13 protein-coding genes are annotated in these 15,703 nt (G+C 72.4%); 3 read left to right on the top strand and 10 right to left on the bottom strand.

The annotated features are described in order from the left end of the window. Positions 1-32: 32 nt before the first annotated feature. Positions 33-392, bottom strand: coding sequence for an ArsR/SmtB family transcription factor (locus OG718_RS43995; RefSeq protein ID WP_186001549.1), 360 nt, complete (start codon positions 390-392; stop codon positions 33-35). 69 nt (positions 393-461) lie between these two features. Between OG718_RS43995 and OG718_RS43990 the strand changes: the two genes are divergently transcribed. Then, the gene (locus OG718_RS43990) at positions 462-1,601 is read left to right on the top strand and encodes a cation diffusion facilitator family transporter (protein WP_143644203.1); all 1,140 of its coding nucleotides are present in this window, start codon (positions 462-464) and stop codon (positions 1,599-1,601) included. Between the two features lie 21 nt (positions 1,602-1,622). Here the strand turns inward: OG718_RS43990 and OG718_RS43985 are convergent, their stop codons facing one another. Then, entirely contained in the window at positions 1,623-2,180 is a 558-nt protein-coding gene (locus OG718_RS43985) for a YbaK/EbsC family protein (RefSeq protein ID WP_143644202.1), read from the bottom strand. Positions 2,181-2,223: 43 nt separating this feature from the next. Continuing rightward, positions 2,224-2,796: a helix-turn-helix domain-containing protein gene (locus tag OG718_RS43980; protein ID WP_328846779.1), complete on the bottom strand. Its 573-nt coding sequence runs from the start codon at positions 2,794-2,796 to the stop codon at positions 2,224-2,226. A 140-nt stretch (positions 2,797-2,936) separates the two neighbouring features. Here OG718_RS43980 and OG718_RS43975 point away from each other — a divergent pair, with 140 nt between their 5' ends. Next, the gene (locus OG718_RS43975) at positions 2,937-3,788 is read left to right on the top strand and encodes an EamA family transporter (protein WP_143644200.1); all 852 of its coding nucleotides are present in this window, start codon (positions 2,937-2,939) and stop codon (positions 3,786-3,788) included. 39 nt (positions 3,789-3,827) lie between these two features. On the opposite strand, the gene OG718_RS43970 is transcribed toward OG718_RS43975, so the two are convergent. After that, positions 3,828-4,613 (bottom strand): acyltransferase, encoded by a 786-nt coding sequence (locus OG718_RS43970; protein ID WP_143644199.1) that lies wholly within the window; start codon positions 4,611-4,613, stop codon positions 3,828-3,830. 119 nt (positions 4,614-4,732) lie between these two features. On the opposite strand from OG718_RS43970, the gene OG718_RS43965 reads away from it, so the two are divergent. Next, entirely contained in the window at positions 4,733-5,263 is a 531-nt protein-coding gene (locus tag OG718_RS43965) for a gamma carbonic anhydrase family protein (protein ID WP_143644198.1), read from the top strand. Positions 5,264-5,345: 82 nt separating this feature from the next. On the opposite strand, the gene OG718_RS43960 is transcribed toward OG718_RS43965, so the two are convergent. The 6 genes from OG718_RS43960 to iolD form a co-directional block, all read right to left on the bottom strand. Beyond that, complete coding sequence (locus OG718_RS43960) at positions 5,346-6,008, bottom strand: DedA family protein (protein WP_143644197.1); 663 nt, start codon at positions 6,006-6,008, stop codon at positions 5,346-5,348. Positions 6,009-6,121: 113 nt separating this feature from the next. Beyond that, entirely contained in the window at positions 6,122-8,590 is a 2,469-nt protein-coding gene (locus OG718_RS43955) for a beta-glucosidase family protein (protein ID WP_328846778.1), read from the bottom strand. A 216-nt stretch (positions 8,591-8,806) separates the two neighbouring features. Beyond that, positions 8,807-11,275 (bottom strand): SpoIIE family protein phosphatase, encoded by a 2,469-nt coding sequence (locus tag OG718_RS43950; protein ID WP_328846777.1) that lies wholly within the window; start codon positions 11,273-11,275, stop codon positions 8,807-8,809. A 117-nt stretch (positions 11,276-11,392) separates the two neighbouring features. Then, positions 11,393-12,175 carry a GntR family transcriptional regulator gene (locus OG718_RS43945; protein WP_143644194.1) on the bottom strand — a complete coding sequence of 261 codons (783 nt, stop codon included), beginning with the start codon at positions 12,173-12,175 and terminating at the stop codon, positions 11,393-11,395. Positions 12,176-12,297: 122 nt separating this feature from the next. Beyond that, positions 12,298-13,794: a CoA-acylating methylmalonate-semialdehyde dehydrogenase gene (locus tag OG718_RS43940; RefSeq protein WP_143644193.1), complete on the bottom strand. Its 1,497-nt coding sequence runs from the start codon at positions 13,792-13,794 to the stop codon at positions 12,298-12,300. 31 nt (positions 13,795-13,825) lie between these two features. Then, positions 13,826-15,700 carry a 3D-(3,5/4)-trihydroxycyclohexane-1,2-dione acylhydrolase (decyclizing) gene (gene iolD, locus OG718_RS43935; protein ID WP_143644192.1) on the bottom strand — a complete coding sequence of 625 codons (1,875 nt, stop codon included), beginning with the start codon at positions 15,698-15,700 and terminating at the stop codon, positions 13,826-13,828. Between the last annotated feature and the right edge of the window lie 3 nt (positions 15,701-15,703).

Genomic DNA, 15,703 nt, shown 5'->3' with positions numbered 1-15,703 from the left:
GTACCCGAGGGTCCCTGCCGAAACAGGCCGCCTCAGTCGTGCGCCGGCCGGTCGCTCAGCCGGTGGTCGGCCAGGTTCAGCGCCTCGTCCACGACCCGGCGCAGATGGCCGTCGCGCAGGGAGTAGATCACCCGGCGGCCCGACTTACGTGTGTTGACGAGACCCGCGAGCCGCAGCCGAGCCAGATGCTGGCTCACGGCCGGACGGGCCGCGCCGCAGCGTTCCGTGAGCGTCGTGACGTCGGCCTCCTCCTCGGCCAGGGCATGCAGCAGGACGAGCCTGGTGCGGTCCCCCAGGAGGGCGAGAACCTCCGCGGCGAGGGCGAACTGCTCCTCGCCCGGCGTGCGCGGATGCTCATCGTTCGCAGGTGACAGGTGCATGCGTGCGCTCATACGCACATAATGGCTCCGTGGACGTCACCGAGTCCACCGAGCACACCGGAAACCGGAAAGGGGATCCATGTGAGCGCCGGGCACCACGGGCACAGCGACCAGGGCGAGCACGGGCACGGGCATCACCATCACGGGCACCGGCAGGACCGCGACGGCCCCGACCACGAGCACGGCGACGGCCTCCCGCCCCGCGCCCGCCACGGCCTCCGTCACGATCTCCGTCACCGTCTCGCCCACCGCATCGCCCACCTCCTCAAGCCCCACTCCCACGCGACCACCGACAAGGTCGACCCGGCCCTCGAATCCTCTGCCCGAGGCATCCGCACCCTCTGGATCTCGCTGGCCGTCCTCGGCGTGACCGCGGTGGCCCAGGCGGCTGTCGTCGCGGTCTCCGGTTCGGTCGCGCTGCTCGGCGACACCGTGCACAACGCGGCGGACGCGCTCACCGCCGTACCGCTCGGCATCGCCTTCGTGCTGGGCAGGAGGGCGGCGACGCGCCGGTTCACGTACGGCTACGGCCGGGCGGAGGACCTGGCGGGACTCGCGATCGTGCTGACCATCGCCGCGTCCGCGGTCTTCGCCGGCTGGACGGCCATCGACCGGCTGTTCTCGCCGCGACTGGTCGAGCACATCCCGATCGTGGCCGCCGCGGCCGTCATCGGCTTCGCGGGCAACGAGTGGGTGGCCCGCTACCGCATCCGTGTCGGCCGCGAGATCGGCTCGGCCGCGCTCGTCGCGGACGGGCTGCACGCGCGCACCGACGGATTCACCTCGCTCGCCGTGCTCCTCGGCGCGGGCGGCGCGGCGGTCGGCTGGCAACTCGCCGACCCGGTGGTCGGGTTGGCGATCACGGTCGCCCTGCTGCTGGTGCTGCGCGACGCCGCACGCGAGGTCTTCCGCCGGGTCATGGACGCGATCGACCCGGAGCTGGTCGACACGGCCGAGCGGGCGCTGAACCAGGTGCCGGGCGTGCAGGCGGTGGGTGAGCTGCGACTGCGCTGGATCGGCCACCGGCTGCGCGCCGAGGTGGCGGTGGTCGTCGACGGCGAGGCGAGCGTGCGGCAGGCCCACGGCATCGCGGTCGAGGCCGAGCACGCTCTGCTGCACGCCGTCCCGGGGCTCACCGCGGCCCTGGTCCACGCGGACCCGTCACCCGCGCCGGGCGAGAAGGACCCCCACCTCGCCCTGGCCCACCACACGACCGCCTGACGGAAACGGAAACGGAAACGGTCAGGCGACCCCGAGTCCCTCCAGCACCACGGCGTTCGGCAGCTCCGCGAACGCCTTGCCCGGAACGAGCAGCTTCCCCCGCCGGCGACCGCTGCCGACCAGCACGTACGGGAGGTCGACCACCGCCGAGTCCACCAGCACCGGCCAGTCCGCGGGGAGTCCGATCGGCGTGATGCCGCCGTACTCCATGCCGGTCTCGCCGGTCGCCGTGTCCATGGAGGCGAACGACGCCTTGCGCGCGCCGAGTTGGCGGCGCACGGCGCCGTTCACGTCGACGCGGGTGGTCGAGAGCACGACGCACGCGGCGAGCGTGCTCTCCCCGCCCCGCTTGCCCGCGACGACCACGCAGTTGGCCGACCGGTCGAGGAGGTCCTTGCCGTAGTGCTCGACGAAGGTGGCGGTGTCGGCCCACTCCGGCTCGGTGTCGACGTACACGATCTGGTCGGCGGGGACGCTGCCGCGCCACTGGCGTACGGCGTCGGCGACCGGGCCGGTCAGTGTGTCGAGGCAGTCGGGAGCGGGGGTGGCGTCGTCGAACTGTCCGATGGGTGCGCGCATGACGGCACGCTAACAGCCGTGCGCACAGCGCCGGACGAGGGTCTCAGTGCACGCCCGGGACCGACACGGCCATGACCATCTCCAGCGGGTCGTCGCCCGAATTGGCGTACGTGTGGGGGGTGTTGGCCTCGAAGGAGACGCTCGCGCCCGCGGGAACGCGGTACTCCGCGCCGTCGACGGTGAGCGTCAGTTCGCCCTTCGTGACGTGGAGGAGTTCGACCGTGCCCGCGGGGTGCGGGTCGGAGGGGCTGCCCTCGCCCGGCATCAGCAGCCAGTCCCACATCTCCAGCGGGCCGGGCGCCTCGGTGCCCGCGAGGAGCCGGTTGTAGCTGCCCGCGTCGGTGTGCCAGAGCCGCACGGCCTGGTCGGCCGGGACGATGCGGACCTTCGGGCCCTGCTCGTAGTCGAGCAGCGTGGTGATGCTGATGCCGAGCGCGTCACCGATCTTGACGACGGTGCCCAGGCTCGGGTTGGTCCGGGCCTGCTCGATCTGGATGAGCATGCCGCGGCTGACCCCGGCACGGGCGGCGAGCGTGTCCAGGGTGAAGCCGCGCTCGGTGCGCCAGCGCTTGACGTTGCGCGCCAGGGACTGGGTCAGGAGGTCGAGGTCCGACACTTTCCGTCCAATGTTCTCGTGGTTCCCATGAGGCTCGGCTCCCATGAGGTTCGTTCAATATTCTGGATGACAGAGTTCAATGAACTGAACTACGGTGTGGTGCACCGAATCGTTCATCGAACTGTACTGCGAGGCATCCGATGACAGCACTCTTCGCCCTGGCCACAAGCCTCCTGTGGGGGCTGGCCGACTTCGGCGGAGGGCTGCTGGCACGACGCATCCCCGCGCTGACGGTCGTGGTCGTCTCGCAGTCGATCGCCACCGTCGTGCTCGGCGCGATCGTCCTTGCGACCGGCGCCTGGAGCGAGGCGGGTCCGCAGTTGTGGTTCGCGGTGGCGGCGGGACTCGTCGGGCCTGTCGGGATGCTGGCCTTCTACAAGGCGCTCGCCCTCGGCCCGATGGGCGTCGTCTCGCCGCTCGCCTCGCTCAGCATCGCCGTCCCCGTGGCGGTGGGCCTCGTCCTCGGTGAGCGCCCGGGCCTGGTGCAGTTCGCGGGAATCGCGGTCGCCGTCGTGGGGGTCGTCCTCGCGGGCGGACCGCACTTCAGGGGCGCCCCCGTGCAGCGGCAGGCCGTGCTGCTCACCCTGGTCGCGGCGTTCGGCTTCGGTGCGGTGATGGCCCTGATCGCCGAGGCGTCGTCCACCCTCACCGGCCTCTTCCTCGCCCTGTTCGTACAGCGCGTCACGAACGTCGTCACGGGCGGCACGGCCCTGTACGCCGCCGTCCGGCGCGGCAGCGTGGCTCCCCCGAAGATCGCGTGGGAGTCCCTCCCGGCCCTGGCGTTCGTCGGCCTCGCGGACGTGGCCGCCAACGGCACGTACTCACTGGCCGCCCAGCGCGGCCCGGTCACCGTGGCCGCCGTCCTCGCCTCGCTCTGCCCGGTGGTCACGGCCCTCGCCGCGCGCGGCTTCCTCAGCGAGCGGCTGCGCCGGATCCAGGCGGCGGGCGCGGGCCTGGCGCTCGTGGGCACGGTGCTGCTCGCCACGGGCTGAGCCGCCACCGGGCCTCGGTCCCGAAGGGTCCACGGCCGGTCAGGACTCGGCTCGTACGTCCTCGTGGGCGTCCTCGACCGCCCGCAACCCGGCGATGCTCTCCGCGTCCAGCTCCGCCAGCGCGAGCAGCTGCTCCGGTGTGACCCCGTCGGGAATCGGCACCGGCGCGGGCGTGCGCAGTGGCGGCTGCCAGCCGTCACTGGTGGTCCATCGGCGTACGACCCGGGCCGGCGCCCCGGCCACCACCGCGTGGTCGGGCACGACTCCGCGCACGACCGCGCCCGCCGCCACCACGACGTTCCGCCCGATCCGCGCCCCCGGCAGGATCACCGCGCCCGTGCCGATCCAGCAGCCCGGACCGATCTCCACGGGCTCCATCCGCGGCCACTGCTTGCCGATGGGCTCGTGCGGGTCGTCGTAGGAGTGGTTGGTGGACGTGACGTACACGTACGGCCCGAAGTAGCAGTCGCTGCCGATCGTGACCGTCGTGTCGGCGATGACGTGGCTGCCGCGGCCGAGCACGACGCCGTCCCCGATGCGGAGGATGGGGTCCGGGCCGAGGTCGAGGTCGGGCATCAGCCCGGCGGTCAGAGTGACCTGTTCGGCGATGATGCAGTGGTCGCCGAGATGGATCCACGGCTCACCGAAGACGGTGCCCTGCGGGAAGGCGAGCCTGGTACCTGTTCCCATCGCTCCGAAGTGCAGTCGCCCGGGCCGCTCGGCGGTCACAGCGCCCGTTCGTTGCACCCAGGACCAGCCCGCGTGGACGGCGCGCTGGACGAGTCGGCGCCGCCGGGATGAGAACGTGTTCTTGCGCTTGGGCACCCGCTCACCGTACTCAGCGTGACGTCCGGCCAAGAGCTCGGGCGCCTGTGATCTTCGCCCCACCGTGGCATGGCCGTATCCCTTACGGTGCCGGTACCAACGAGAACGAGGAGGCGGCGATGACGCACGAGGCGCTGATCGCGGGCGTGGGCGGCAAGGATCCGAAGGTGGATCAGGAGGCGTTCGTCGCCCCGATGTCCGTGGTGCTCGGCGAGGTGACTCTGCATCCGGGCGCGAGCGTCTGGTACGGGGCGGTGCTGCGGGCCGAGTGCGGGCCCATTGTCATCGGCGCGGACAGCAACGTGCAGGACAACTGCACGCTCCATGTCGACCCCGGGTTCCCCGTCACCGTCGGGGAGCGGGTGTCCATCGGGCACAACGCCGTGGTGCATGGTGCGACGGTCGAGGACGACTGTCTGGTGGGGATGGGGGCGACGATCCTGAACGGGGCGGTGATCGGGGCGGGATCGCTGGTCGCGGCGCAGGCGCTCGTCCCGCAGGGGATGCGGGTGCCGCCCGGGTCGCTTGTCGCCGGTGTGCCCGCCAAGGTGAAGCGGGAGCTCACGGAGGAGGAGCGGGAGGGGGTTTCGCTGAACGGGACGTTGTACGTGGCGCTGGCTCGGGAGCACCGGGCTGCACACGGGGGCTGAGGTTCGTCGGGGGCTGCGGGCCGTTCGTGGCTGGTCGCGCAGTTCCCCGCGCCCCTAAAGGGGCTACGCCCCTTTAGGGCGCCTAGTCGGTCGCCGGGATCGGCTCCCGCTCTGCCGTCGACCGCTCGGCCTCGCGCTCCGCCGAGACCTTCTTCGCCTTGCGCTTGAGGACCAGCATCGAGGTGAGGCCGATCAGGAGGGCCAGGACGAGGCCGAGCCAGGAGAAGCGCTTGAGCCAGGACTCGGCGACGATGCCGACGTAGTAGATGACGGCGGTGGTGCCGCCGGCCCAGAGGATGCCGCCGAGGACGTTGGCGGTCAGGAACTTCCAGTACGGCATGCGCAGCACACCCGCGAGCGGGCCCGCGAAGATCCGCAGCAGGGCGACGAAGCGGCCGAAGAACACGGCCCACATGCCCCACTTCTCGAAGGACTTCTCGGCGGTGGCGATATGGCCCTCGCTGAAGTGCCTGGGGAACTTCGCGCCCAGCCAGGCCAGCAGTGGCCGCCCGCCCTTGCGGCCGATGGCGTAGCCGATGGAGTCCCCGATGATCGCGCCGGCGACGGCGCAGGCGCCGAGGACGACGGGGTTGATGTCACCGTGCTGGGAGGCCAGCAGCGCCGCGGACACGAGGATGATCTCGCCCGGCAGTGGAATGCCCAGGCTCTCCAGGCCGATGACCAGGCCCACCAGCGCGTAGATGCTGACCGCAGGCACGGTCTCTAGCCACTCCTGGACGTGCAACGCCGGTTCCTCCCGATTCACCGCGGACCGGGCCTGGCCCGGCGTGCGCTCGGCCGCGAGCGCACGCCGGGCAGCCTACCCGGTCACTTGGACCGCACGGAGTCCCGTCGGCCTCACACCTGCACCCTCCCGCTGAGCCGCAGTTCACCCGCCGAGGCCCCCACCCACACGGTCCGCCGCCCGGTCCCGAGCACCCAGCCGTGCCGCTCGGCGTTCCACGAGGAGAGCGTGCGCTCGTCGACGCGCACGGTGACCCGGCGCGACTCCCCCGCCTTCAGCGCGAGCCGCTGATATCCGCCCAACACCCTTTCGGCCCGGTCGATCTGGAGGTCCGGCGAGGGGCCCACATAGACCTGCGGGATGTCCACCCCGTCCCGCCGTCCCGTGTTCCGCACGGTGAACACCACCTCAAGACCGTCCCCGGTCCGCTCCACCCCCAGGTCCTCGTACGCGAAGGAGGTGTACGAGAGTCCGTGCCCGAACGGGAACAGCGGCCGCACGTCCTCGGCGTCGTACCAGCGGTGGCCGACGTGGACGCCCTCCGAGTACTCCTCGACGCCGTTCACGCCCGGGTAGCGGCGCACGTCGCCCGCGACCGGGTGGTGGTCGTCGTCCACCGGGAAGGTCTGGGTGAGCCGTCCGCCGGGGTCGCAGTCGCCGAACAGGACGGCGGCGGTGGCGGCCGCGCCCTCCTGGCCCGGGTAGTACATCTGCAGCACGGCGGCGGTCCGCTCCAGCCACGGCATCGACGTCGAGGAGGAGGTGTTGAGGACGACGGTCGTACGGGGGTTCACCGCCGTCACCGCCTCGATCAGCTCGGTCTGGTGGCCGGGGAGCGCGAGGGTCGTGCGGTCCTGGTTCTCGGTGGCGTCCTCGTACGCGAAGAGCACGACGCTCTCCGCGGCCCGGGCCGCCTTCACCGCCTCGGCAACGTCCTGGGTGCGGGTCGCACCGGTGACGTGCCGCAGCCGGAACGTCTGCCCCTGGGCGCCGCCCTTCGCGGTGATCTCGATCCGGTGCTCCCCGGCGGCGAGATCGAGCGTCCTGCGGCGCACCGCGAGCCCGTCGGGCGCGGCCGACACCAGACCGCCCGTGAAGTGCTCCGCGAGCCCGGTGGCGACCGGGAAGAGGTCGACCCCGTCGAGGAGCACCTTGGGCCGCGTTCCGGAGTAGTGGATGACGAAGGTCCACTCGTCGTCGTCCTCGACGGTGAGCGTTCCCTCGTACGTCCAGGTCTTCCCGGCGGCGACCCGCTGGCCCTCCGGGTCGATGCCCTGCGTGAGCGCGTCCTCGGGCAGGGGTTTGCCGAACAGGTCCTCGCCGAGCGCGTAGGACACCTGGGCGCCTTGTCCCGCGCGGGACTTGATGGCGTCCAGAGGGCTGTCGGCGTGGTCGGGGACGACGTGGGCGCTGCCGCCGCCGCTGACGAAGGGCAGCGAGCCGGTGGGGCCGACGACCGCGATGCCGCGGGCGGCCTCGCCGGTCAGGGGCAGCATGCCGTTCCTGTTGTGCAGGAGGGTGGCGCCCGCCTTGGCGACCTCCAGGGCGACCGCCGCGCCCGCCGACGGGTTGCGTGCCGGGCGGGGCGGGGCGCTGCCGTCGAGCATCCCGAAGTCGTCCATGGTGGTGAGGATGCGGCGTACCGCCCGGTCGACGTACTCCTCGGAGACGCTCCCGTTCTGGACGGCCGTCTTGAGCGCGGCCCCGAAGTACTTGCCGTTCGGCATCTCCATGTCGAGGCCCGCGGTGAGCGAGGCGACCGTGCTGTGGGCCGCGTGCCAGTCGGTCATCACCCAGCCCTCGAAGCCCCAGCGGTCGCGGAGGATGCCGGTGAGGAGTTCCTTGCTCTCGCAGGCGTAGGTGCCGTTGACCTTGTTGTAGGCGCCCATGACCGCGCGGGCGCCGGCGCCGACGGCGGCCTCGAAGGCGCGCAGCTCGACCTCGTTGAGGGTCTGCTCGTCGACCCGTACGTCGATGGAGTCGCGGTCCTTCTCCTGGTTGTTCATCGCGTAGTGCTTGACGGTCGCGATGAGGCCCTCGCCCTGGATGCCCTTGATCTCCTCGGCCACGAGGTCGGCGGAGAGCAGCGGGTCCTCGCTGAACGTCTCGAAGTTGCGGCCCGCGTACGGGGTGCGGATGAGGTTGACCATCGGGGAGAGCAGCACGTCCTGGCCGAGCGCGCGGCCCTCGCGGCCGATGACCTGGCCGTAGCGGCGGGCGAGGCCGGGGTCGAAGGCGGCGGCGAGCAGGACGGGCGCGGGCAGGGCGGTGGCGTGCTGCTTGACGCGGACTCCGGCGGGGCCGTCGGCGAGGCGCAGCGGCGGGATGCCGAGCCGTTCCACGCCGGGCACGTAGCCGGCCTGGCCGAGCGCCTTGGGGTCGGTGGCGCCGTGCAGCAGGGAGAGCTTCTCGTCCAGGGTGAGCTTGGTGAGCAGTCCCTCGACGCGGGGGCCCGCGGCCGGTTGTCGCCGGGCGGCGGCCGCGTGCGCGAGGGACGGGGGTCCCGCGGTCGCGGCCAGGGCGACGGCGGTCGCGCCGCTCAGCAGGCGCAGGACGGACCGCCGGGACACGGTGTCGGACATGAGGCGTCACTCCTCGTTGGGTGCGGGCACGAGGAGGTGAACCGCGGGGGCGCGCGGGCGGCCGGTCCGGGGTAGACCTCCGGACGCACTATGCGACAAAAGTGACTTAATACACCGTTAGGCACAACGAGCACGACGGAAACGTGTCGCGCCGTCGCATCTTGAGAGGGAGTCGCGCCTCGCCGCCGCGCCGACCCGCCCAAACCCCCGGCCCGCTCAGATCTCCGGGCCCGTGAGCGACTGCTCGGTCCAGATGATCTTGCCGTCCTGGGTGTAGCGGGTGCCCCAGCGCTGGGTGAACTGGGAGACCAGGAACAGACCGCGGCCGCCCTCATCTGTCGTCTTCGGGTGACGCAGGTGCGGGGCGGTGGGACTGGCGTCCCAGACCTCGCAGACCAGGGCCCGCGACATGATCAGCCGCAGCCTTATCGGCCCGGAGGCGTGCCGGATGGCGTTGGTGACCAGTTCACTGACGACGAGTTCGGTGGTGAAGGTCAGCTCGTCCAGACCCCACTCGCACAGCTGCCGTGACGTCCGCTTGCGCACGTCGGCGACGGCCGCCGGGTCGTTGGACAGCTCCCAGGACACCGTCCGTTCCGCGTCCAGGCGGCGGGCACGGGCCATCAGCAGCACCACGTCGTCCGGCGGACGGGCCGGGACCAGCGCCTCCACCACGGCCTGGCAGCGGTCGTCGAGGCTGGGCGCCCGCCGTTCGAGCACACGGCGCAGCCGCTCCCGGTCGGCGGCGGCGTCCCGCTGCGGCGCGGGCCCTTCGGCGGCGAGCAGGCCGTCGGTGCACAAGGCGAGCACACTGCCCTCCGCGAGCGCCAGTTCGACCGACTCGAAGGGCGGGCCGCTCACACCGAGCGCGGGCCCCGGCGGCAGCTCGGGGAAGTCGACCGTGCCGTCCGGGGCGACGATCGCGGGCAGCCCGTGGCCCGCGGCGGCCATGGAACACCGGCCGCCGACCGGGTCGTACACCGCGTACAGGCAGCTGGCGCCCTTGGCCCGTACGCCGTCGGCGCGCGGGGACGCCGCGGAGTCGTCCTCGTATCCGGCCCGGTCGACCAGGTCGTCGAGGTGGGCGAGCACCTCCTCGGGCGGCAGGTCCAGATCGGCGAGGGTCTGTACGGCGGCTCTCAGCCGGCCCATGGCCGCGGCGGCCTCGATGCCGTGGCCGACGACATCGCCCACCACCAGGGCGACCCGCGCGCCCGACAGCGGGATGACGTCGAACCAGTCCCCGCCGAGACCGGTCAGCTCGTCGGCCGGCCGGTAGCAGGCGGCGACCTCCATCGCGTCCTGCTCGGGGAGCCGGTGCGGCAGCAGATGGCGCTGCAGTACGAGGGCCGCGTCGCGCTCCCGGGTGTAGCGGCGGGCGTTGTCGAGGCACAGGGCCGCGCGGCCGACGAACTCCTCGGCCAGGCCCAGGTCGTCCTGGTCGAAGGGGTCCTGCCGGTGCCGCCGGAAGAACGTGGTGATCCCGAGCATGGTGCCGCGGGCCCGCACCGGCACGATCATCGCGGTGTGCAGTCCGAGGTCGAGGAAGGTGGCGGCCCGGTCACCGGCGATGCCCGTGGCCCACTCCGGGGCCAGCGGGTCGAGCCGCTCCTCGATCCAGGACGTGCCGCCGGTCAGCGCGCGGATCGGGGGTGCTCCGGCCACGTAGGCGGCCACCTCGCCGATCTCGACCACGGCCTCGGGGACGCCCTCGTTCACCGACTGGTGGCCGGCCCGCCGCAGCGGCACCTCGTCCGTCCCGCTCAGCGGCCCGGAGACGGGCTCGCCCCCTTCGAGGACGGTCTCCAGCAGATCCACGGTGACGAAGTCGGCGAGTCCCGGCACCGCCACGTCGGCCAGCTCCTGGGCGGTGCGCATGACGTCCAGGGTGCGGCCGAGGCGCTTGCCGGCCCGGTCCAGGAGGGTGAGGCGTTCGCGGGCCCGGTAGCGCTCGGTGACGTCCACGACGGTGTAGTACACGCCGATGGGGTTGCCGTGGTCGTCGTCGAGCCGGGTGAACGACATCGCGTGGGCCGTGTCCCGGTGCGGCGCCGAGCGGACCGTACCGACGTGTTCGTAGCCGACGACGGCCTCGCCGGTCTCCAGGACCTGGCGCATCACGGCCTCCAGGGCCTGGGCGTCCAGGCCCGGCTGGATGTCCGCGAGCCGTTTTCCGATCCGCCGGTGCGCGGGTCCGCCGCCGAACTGCTCCAGGGCCGCGTTCGACCACACGTACCGCAGGTCCGCGTCGACGATGGCTATGCCGATGGGTGAGTGCGAGGCCATCCGCTCCAGCACCGTGCGGCTCATGTCCCAGCCCGCGGCGCCGGTCGAGTCGGCGGCCAGGACCACCCAGCGCGGCGGGCCCTCCGCGGCCTCCACGGCCGGGACGACCCGCACCGTCGTGACGACGGGGTGCCCGTCCCGGTGGCGCACGGCGAGGAGCCCGGTCCAGCCGCCGTTGCGGCCGCAGCGGCGGGTCAGGTCGGGCAGGCGTGCGGCGTCCTCGGGCATCAGCAGCTCGGCCGCGAGCCGGCCGACGACCTCGGCCCGGCGATAGCCGAACAGCCGCTCGGCGTCGCCGGTCCAGCCGGCCACCGCCATGCGCGCGTCGAGCAGCACCACCGCGGCGTCCGCCATGTCGAACCGCCGCCGCGCCACGCCGCTCTCCTCGCTCGTCGCCACTCTGGCCCCCTCCGTCCCGGGGAGTGGTCCGTCCCGTACGCCACGCTCCGTGCACCCGCGCCATACGGGCCCAACGTACCGCCGCGGCCGCCTTCCGACCCCGGCAGCCGCACCCGTTCAGGGGCGTACGAGCAGCTGGAAGTCGAACGTGTAGCGCGCGGCGCGGTAGACGTGGGTCCCGTACTCTACGGCCCGCCCGGTGTCGTCGTAGGCCGTGCGGCACATGGTGAGCAGCGCGGCCCCCTCCGGCTCGTCGAGCAGGGTCCCCTCGTCGGCGGTGGCGCAGCGGGCGCCCACGGTCTGGTGGGCGCTGTGCAGGGTGATTCCGGCGGCCCGCATCATCCGGTAGAGGCCGGTCTCCTCAAGCCGTTCGGTGTCCAGGTCGAGGAGCGTGGCGGGCAGGTAGTTGGACAGGTGGGCCACGGGTTCGCCGTGGGTGGAGCGCAGCCTTTCGAGCACGATGACGTCCCGGCCCTCGGGGATGCCGAGGGCCGCGGCGACCTCCGGCGAGGCCGACTCGATCTCGTTGCGCAGCACCCGGGTGGCGGGGCTCTGCCCGGCGGCCGCCAGGTCGTCGTAGAGGCTGCTCAGTTCCAGCGAGCGCCTGACCTGGCTGTGCACCACCTGGGTGCCGATGCCCCGGCGGCGCACCAGCAGGCCCTTGTCCACCAGGGACTGGATGGCCTGGCGGACGGTCGGCCGGGACAGGCCGAGCCGGGCTGCGATGTCCACCTCGTTGCCCAGCAGGTTGCCCGGGGCGAGCGCCCCGTGCTCGATCGCGGACTCCAGTTGCTGGGCGAGCTGGTAGTAGAGCGGGATCGGGCTGCCCCGGTCCAGGGCGACCTCCAGGCTGTCGAACGCTGCGACGTTCCCCGGACGTGCGGTTTCGGTCTCTGCCACGGAGCCCCTCCCTTCACATGTCCGTCGGTACGTGGCTCTCGGTCTGGTCGTGCCGGTACCCCGGACGGCTTCGGTGAGGCCGTACCCGGGTCGGGCACGGCCTCCTTCGGGTGTGGCTTCCGTCAGGAGTTGCTGGGGAAGCCGAGGTTGATACCGCCGCCGTCGGCCGGATCGGGCCAGCGGGTGGTGATGACCTTGCCCTGGGTGTAGAAGGCGATGCCGTCGTTGCCGTAGATGTGGTGGTCCCCGAACAGGGAGTCCTTCCAGCCGCCGAACGAGTGGTAGCCGACGGGGACGGGGATCGGCACGTTGACGCCGACCATGCCGGCCTGGACCTCCAGCTGGAAGCGGCGGGCCGCGCCGCCGTCCCGGGTGAAGATCGCGGTGCCGTTGCCCCAGCGGGAGCTGTTGATCAGCGCGATGGCCTCGTCGTACGTCTCGGCGCGCACCACGCAGAGCACCGGACCGAAGATCTCGTCCTTGTACGCGTCCGCGGTGACCGGCACCCTGTCGAGGAGCGAGACGCCGATGAAGAAGCCGTCCTCGTGGCCCGGGACGGTGAAGCCGGTGCCGTCCACGACGACCTCGGCGCCCTGGGCGGCCGCGCCGGTCACGTACGAGGCGACCTTGTCGCGGTGCTCGCGGGTGATGAGCGGACCCATCTCGCTGGCCGCGTCGCTGCCGGGGCCGATCTTCAGGCCCTTGGCACGTTCGGCGATCTTGTCGACCAGCTCGTCGCCGGTGTCGCCGACCGCGACGACGACGGACACGGCCATGCAGCGCTCGCCGGCCGAGCCGTACGCGGCGTTGATGGCCTGGTCGGCGGCGAAGTCCAGGTCGGCGTCCGGGAGAACCAGCATGTGGTTCTTGGCGCCACCGAGGGCCTGTACGCGCTTGCCGTGCTCGATGCCCTTGAGCTGGATGTACTTGGCGATGGGCGTGGAGCCGACGAAGGAGACGGCCGTGATGTCGGGGTGCTCCAAGAGCCGGTCCACGGCGACCTTGTCGCCCTGCACGACGTTGAGCACGCCGTCGGGGAGGCCCGCCTCGGAGGCGAGTTCGGCCAGCCGGTAGGAGGCGGAAGGATCCTTCTCGCTCGGCTTCAGCACGAAGGTGTTGCCGCACGCGATGGCCAGCGGGAACATCCACATCGGCACCATGGCCGGGAAGTTGAACGGCGTGATGCCCGCGACGACACCGAGCGGCTGGCGGATCGCGGCCACGTCGACCCGGGTGGAGACCTGCGTGGACAGCTCGCCCTTCACCAACTGCGGTACGGAACAGGCGAGTTCGACGATCTCCATGCCCCGGGCGACCTCGCCGAGCGCGTCCGAGTGCACCTTGCCGTGCTCGGCGGTGATCAGCTCGGCGATCTCGTCGCGGTGCGCGTCGAGCAGCTCGCGGTACTTGAAGAGGACGGTCGTGCGCTTGGCCAGCGAGGCGGTCCCCCAGCTCTCGAAGGCGGCCTTCGCGGAGGCGACGGCGGCGTCCACCTCGTCCACGGAAGCGAACGGCACCTGCTTCTCCTGGGCGCCCGTGGCGGGGTTGTAGACGGGGCCGAAGCGGCCGGAGGCACCCTCGACGGGCTTCCCCCCGATCCAGTGGTTCATGTTCTTCATGGTGTGGATCCTTTTCGTGAGCTGAGGGAAGTCAGAGATGGCGGCGACGGTCGACGACGCGCTCGTCGTACCGCTCGCGGGCGCGGGAGGCGGCGTCGCGGGAGGCGACCTCGGCGACCGGCACGTCCCACCAGGCCTCGGCGGCGGGAGCGGTGGGCGTCGGGTCGGTCTCGACGTACACGCACGTCGGCCGGTCCGAGGCGCGGGCCGTGGCCAGGGCGTCGCGCAGTTCGCCGACGGTCTTGGCGCGCAGGACGTCCATGCCGAGGCTGGCGGCGTTGGCGGCCAGGTCCACGGGCAGCGGAGCGCCTGTGAAGGTGCCGTCGGCAGCCCGGTAGCGGTAGGCGGTGCCGAAGCGCTCGCCGCCCGTCTCCTCGGAGAGCCCGCCGATGGACGCGTACCCGTGGTTCTGGATCAGCACCAGGTTGACGGGCAGGCCCTCCTGGACGGCGGTGACGATCTCCGTGGGCATCATCAGGTACGTGCCGTCGCCCACCAGTGACCAGACGGCGGTGCCGGGGGCGGCCTGCTGGACGCCGATGCCCGCCGGGATCTCGTAGCCCATGCAGGAGTAGCCGTACTCCAGGTGGTACTGGCGCGGGCTGCGCGCACGCCACAGCTTGTGCAGGTCGCCGGGGAGCGAGCCGGCCGCGTTGATGACGACGTCGTCGTCTCCGACCACGGCGTCCAGGGCGCCCAGCACCTGGGTCTGGGTGGGCACCGCGTGTTCGTCGTCCGCCCGGTAGACGGCGTCCACGACCACCTCCCAGCGCTCCTTGCCCGCGCGGTACTCGGCCTCGTACGCCTCGTCCACGCGGTGGCCGGACAGCGCCCCGGTGAGGGCCTCCAGACCGGCGCGGGCGTCGGCGACCAGGGTCCGGGCGCTCAGCTTGTGCGCGTCGAAGGCGGCCACGTTGAGGTTCACGAACCGCACGCCCGGCTCCTGGAAGAGCGTGGCGGAGGCGGTGGTGAAGTCGGTGTAGCGGGTTCCTACGCCGATGACCAGGTCCGCGGTTCGGGCCAGTTCGTCGGCGACGGCGGTGCCGGTGTGGCCGACGCCCCCGAGGTCCGCCGGGTGGTCGTACCGCAGGGAGCCCTTGCCGGCCTGGGTGGACGCGACCGGGATGCCGGTGGCCTCCACGAACGCCTTGAGGGCCGGCTCGGCCTCGCTGTGGTGGATGCCGCCGCCCGCGACGATCAGGGGGCGCCGGGCGCCGCGTACGGCTTCCACCGCGGCCGCGAGTTCGGCCGGTTCGGGCGCCGGGCGGCGTACGTGCCAGATCCGGTCGGCGAAGAACTCCTCGGGCCAGTCGTACGCCTCGGCCTGTACGTCCTGCGGCAGGGCGAGGGTGACGGCGCCGGTCTCGACCGGGTCTGCGAGCACGCGCATCGCGTTCAGGGCGGAGGGGATCAGCGCCTCGGGGCGGGTGATCCGGTCGAAGTACCGGGAGACCGGACGCAGCGTGTCGTTGACCGACAGGTCCGCCTCGACGGGGTGCTCCAGCTGCTGGAGCAGCGGGTCGGCGGCGCGCGTCGCGAAGTAGTCGCCGGGCAGGAGCAGCACCGGGAGGCGGTTGACCGTGGCCAGGGCGGCGCCGGTGACCAGGTTGGTCGCGCCGGGTCCGATGGAGGTCGTGACCGCCTGCGCGGAGAGCCGGTTCAGCTGGCGGGCGTGGCCGACGGCGGCGTGCACCATGGCCTGTTCGTTGCGGCCCTGGTGGAACGGCATGGTGTCCTCGCCGGCCTCCAGGAGCGCCTGGCCGATCCCGGCAACGTTGCCATGGCCGAAGATCCCCCAGGTACCGGCGATCAGCCGGTGCCGTACGCCGTCGCGTTCGGTGTACTGCGCGGCCAGGAAACGCACCAGAGCCTGGGCGACGGTCAGGCGAAGGGTGGAGCGGCTCATCGG

Source organism: Streptomyces sp. NBC_00258 (genome assembly GCF_036182465.1).
Lineage (GTDB): Bacteria > Actinomycetota > Actinomycetes > Streptomycetales > Streptomycetaceae > Streptomyces.
The sequence above is the reverse complement of the archived record's forward strand: the minus strand, read 5'-3'. Positions and strand labels throughout refer to the sequence as shown.

Coding starts and splice junctions, on each gene's coding strand:
- OG718_RS43995 (WP_186001549.1), bottom strand. CDS start 392: ATGAGCGCACGCATGCACCTGTCACCTGCGAACGATGAGCATCCGCGC.
- OG718_RS43985 (WP_143644202.1), bottom strand. CDS start 2,180: ATGCGCGCACCCATCGGACAGTTCGACGACGCCACCCCCGCTCCCGAC.
- OG718_RS43975 (WP_143644200.1), top strand. CDS start 2,937: ATGACAGCACTCTTCGCCCTGGCCACAAGCCTCCTGTGGGGGCTGGCC.
- OG718_RS43965 (WP_143644198.1), top strand. CDS start 4,733: ATGACGCACGAGGCGCTGATCGCGGGCGTGGGCGGCAAGGATCCGAAG.
- OG718_RS43955 (WP_328846778.1), bottom strand. CDS start 8,590: ATGTCCGACACCGTGTCCCGGCGGTCCGTCCTGCGCCTGCTGAGCGGC.
- OG718_RS43940 (WP_143644193.1), bottom strand. CDS start 13,794: ATGAAGAACATGAACCACTGGATCGGGGGGAAGCCCGTCGAGGGTGCC.
- iolD (WP_143644192.1), bottom strand. CDS start 15,700: ATGAGCCGCTCCACCCTTCGCCTGACCGTCGCCCAGGCTCTGGTGCGT.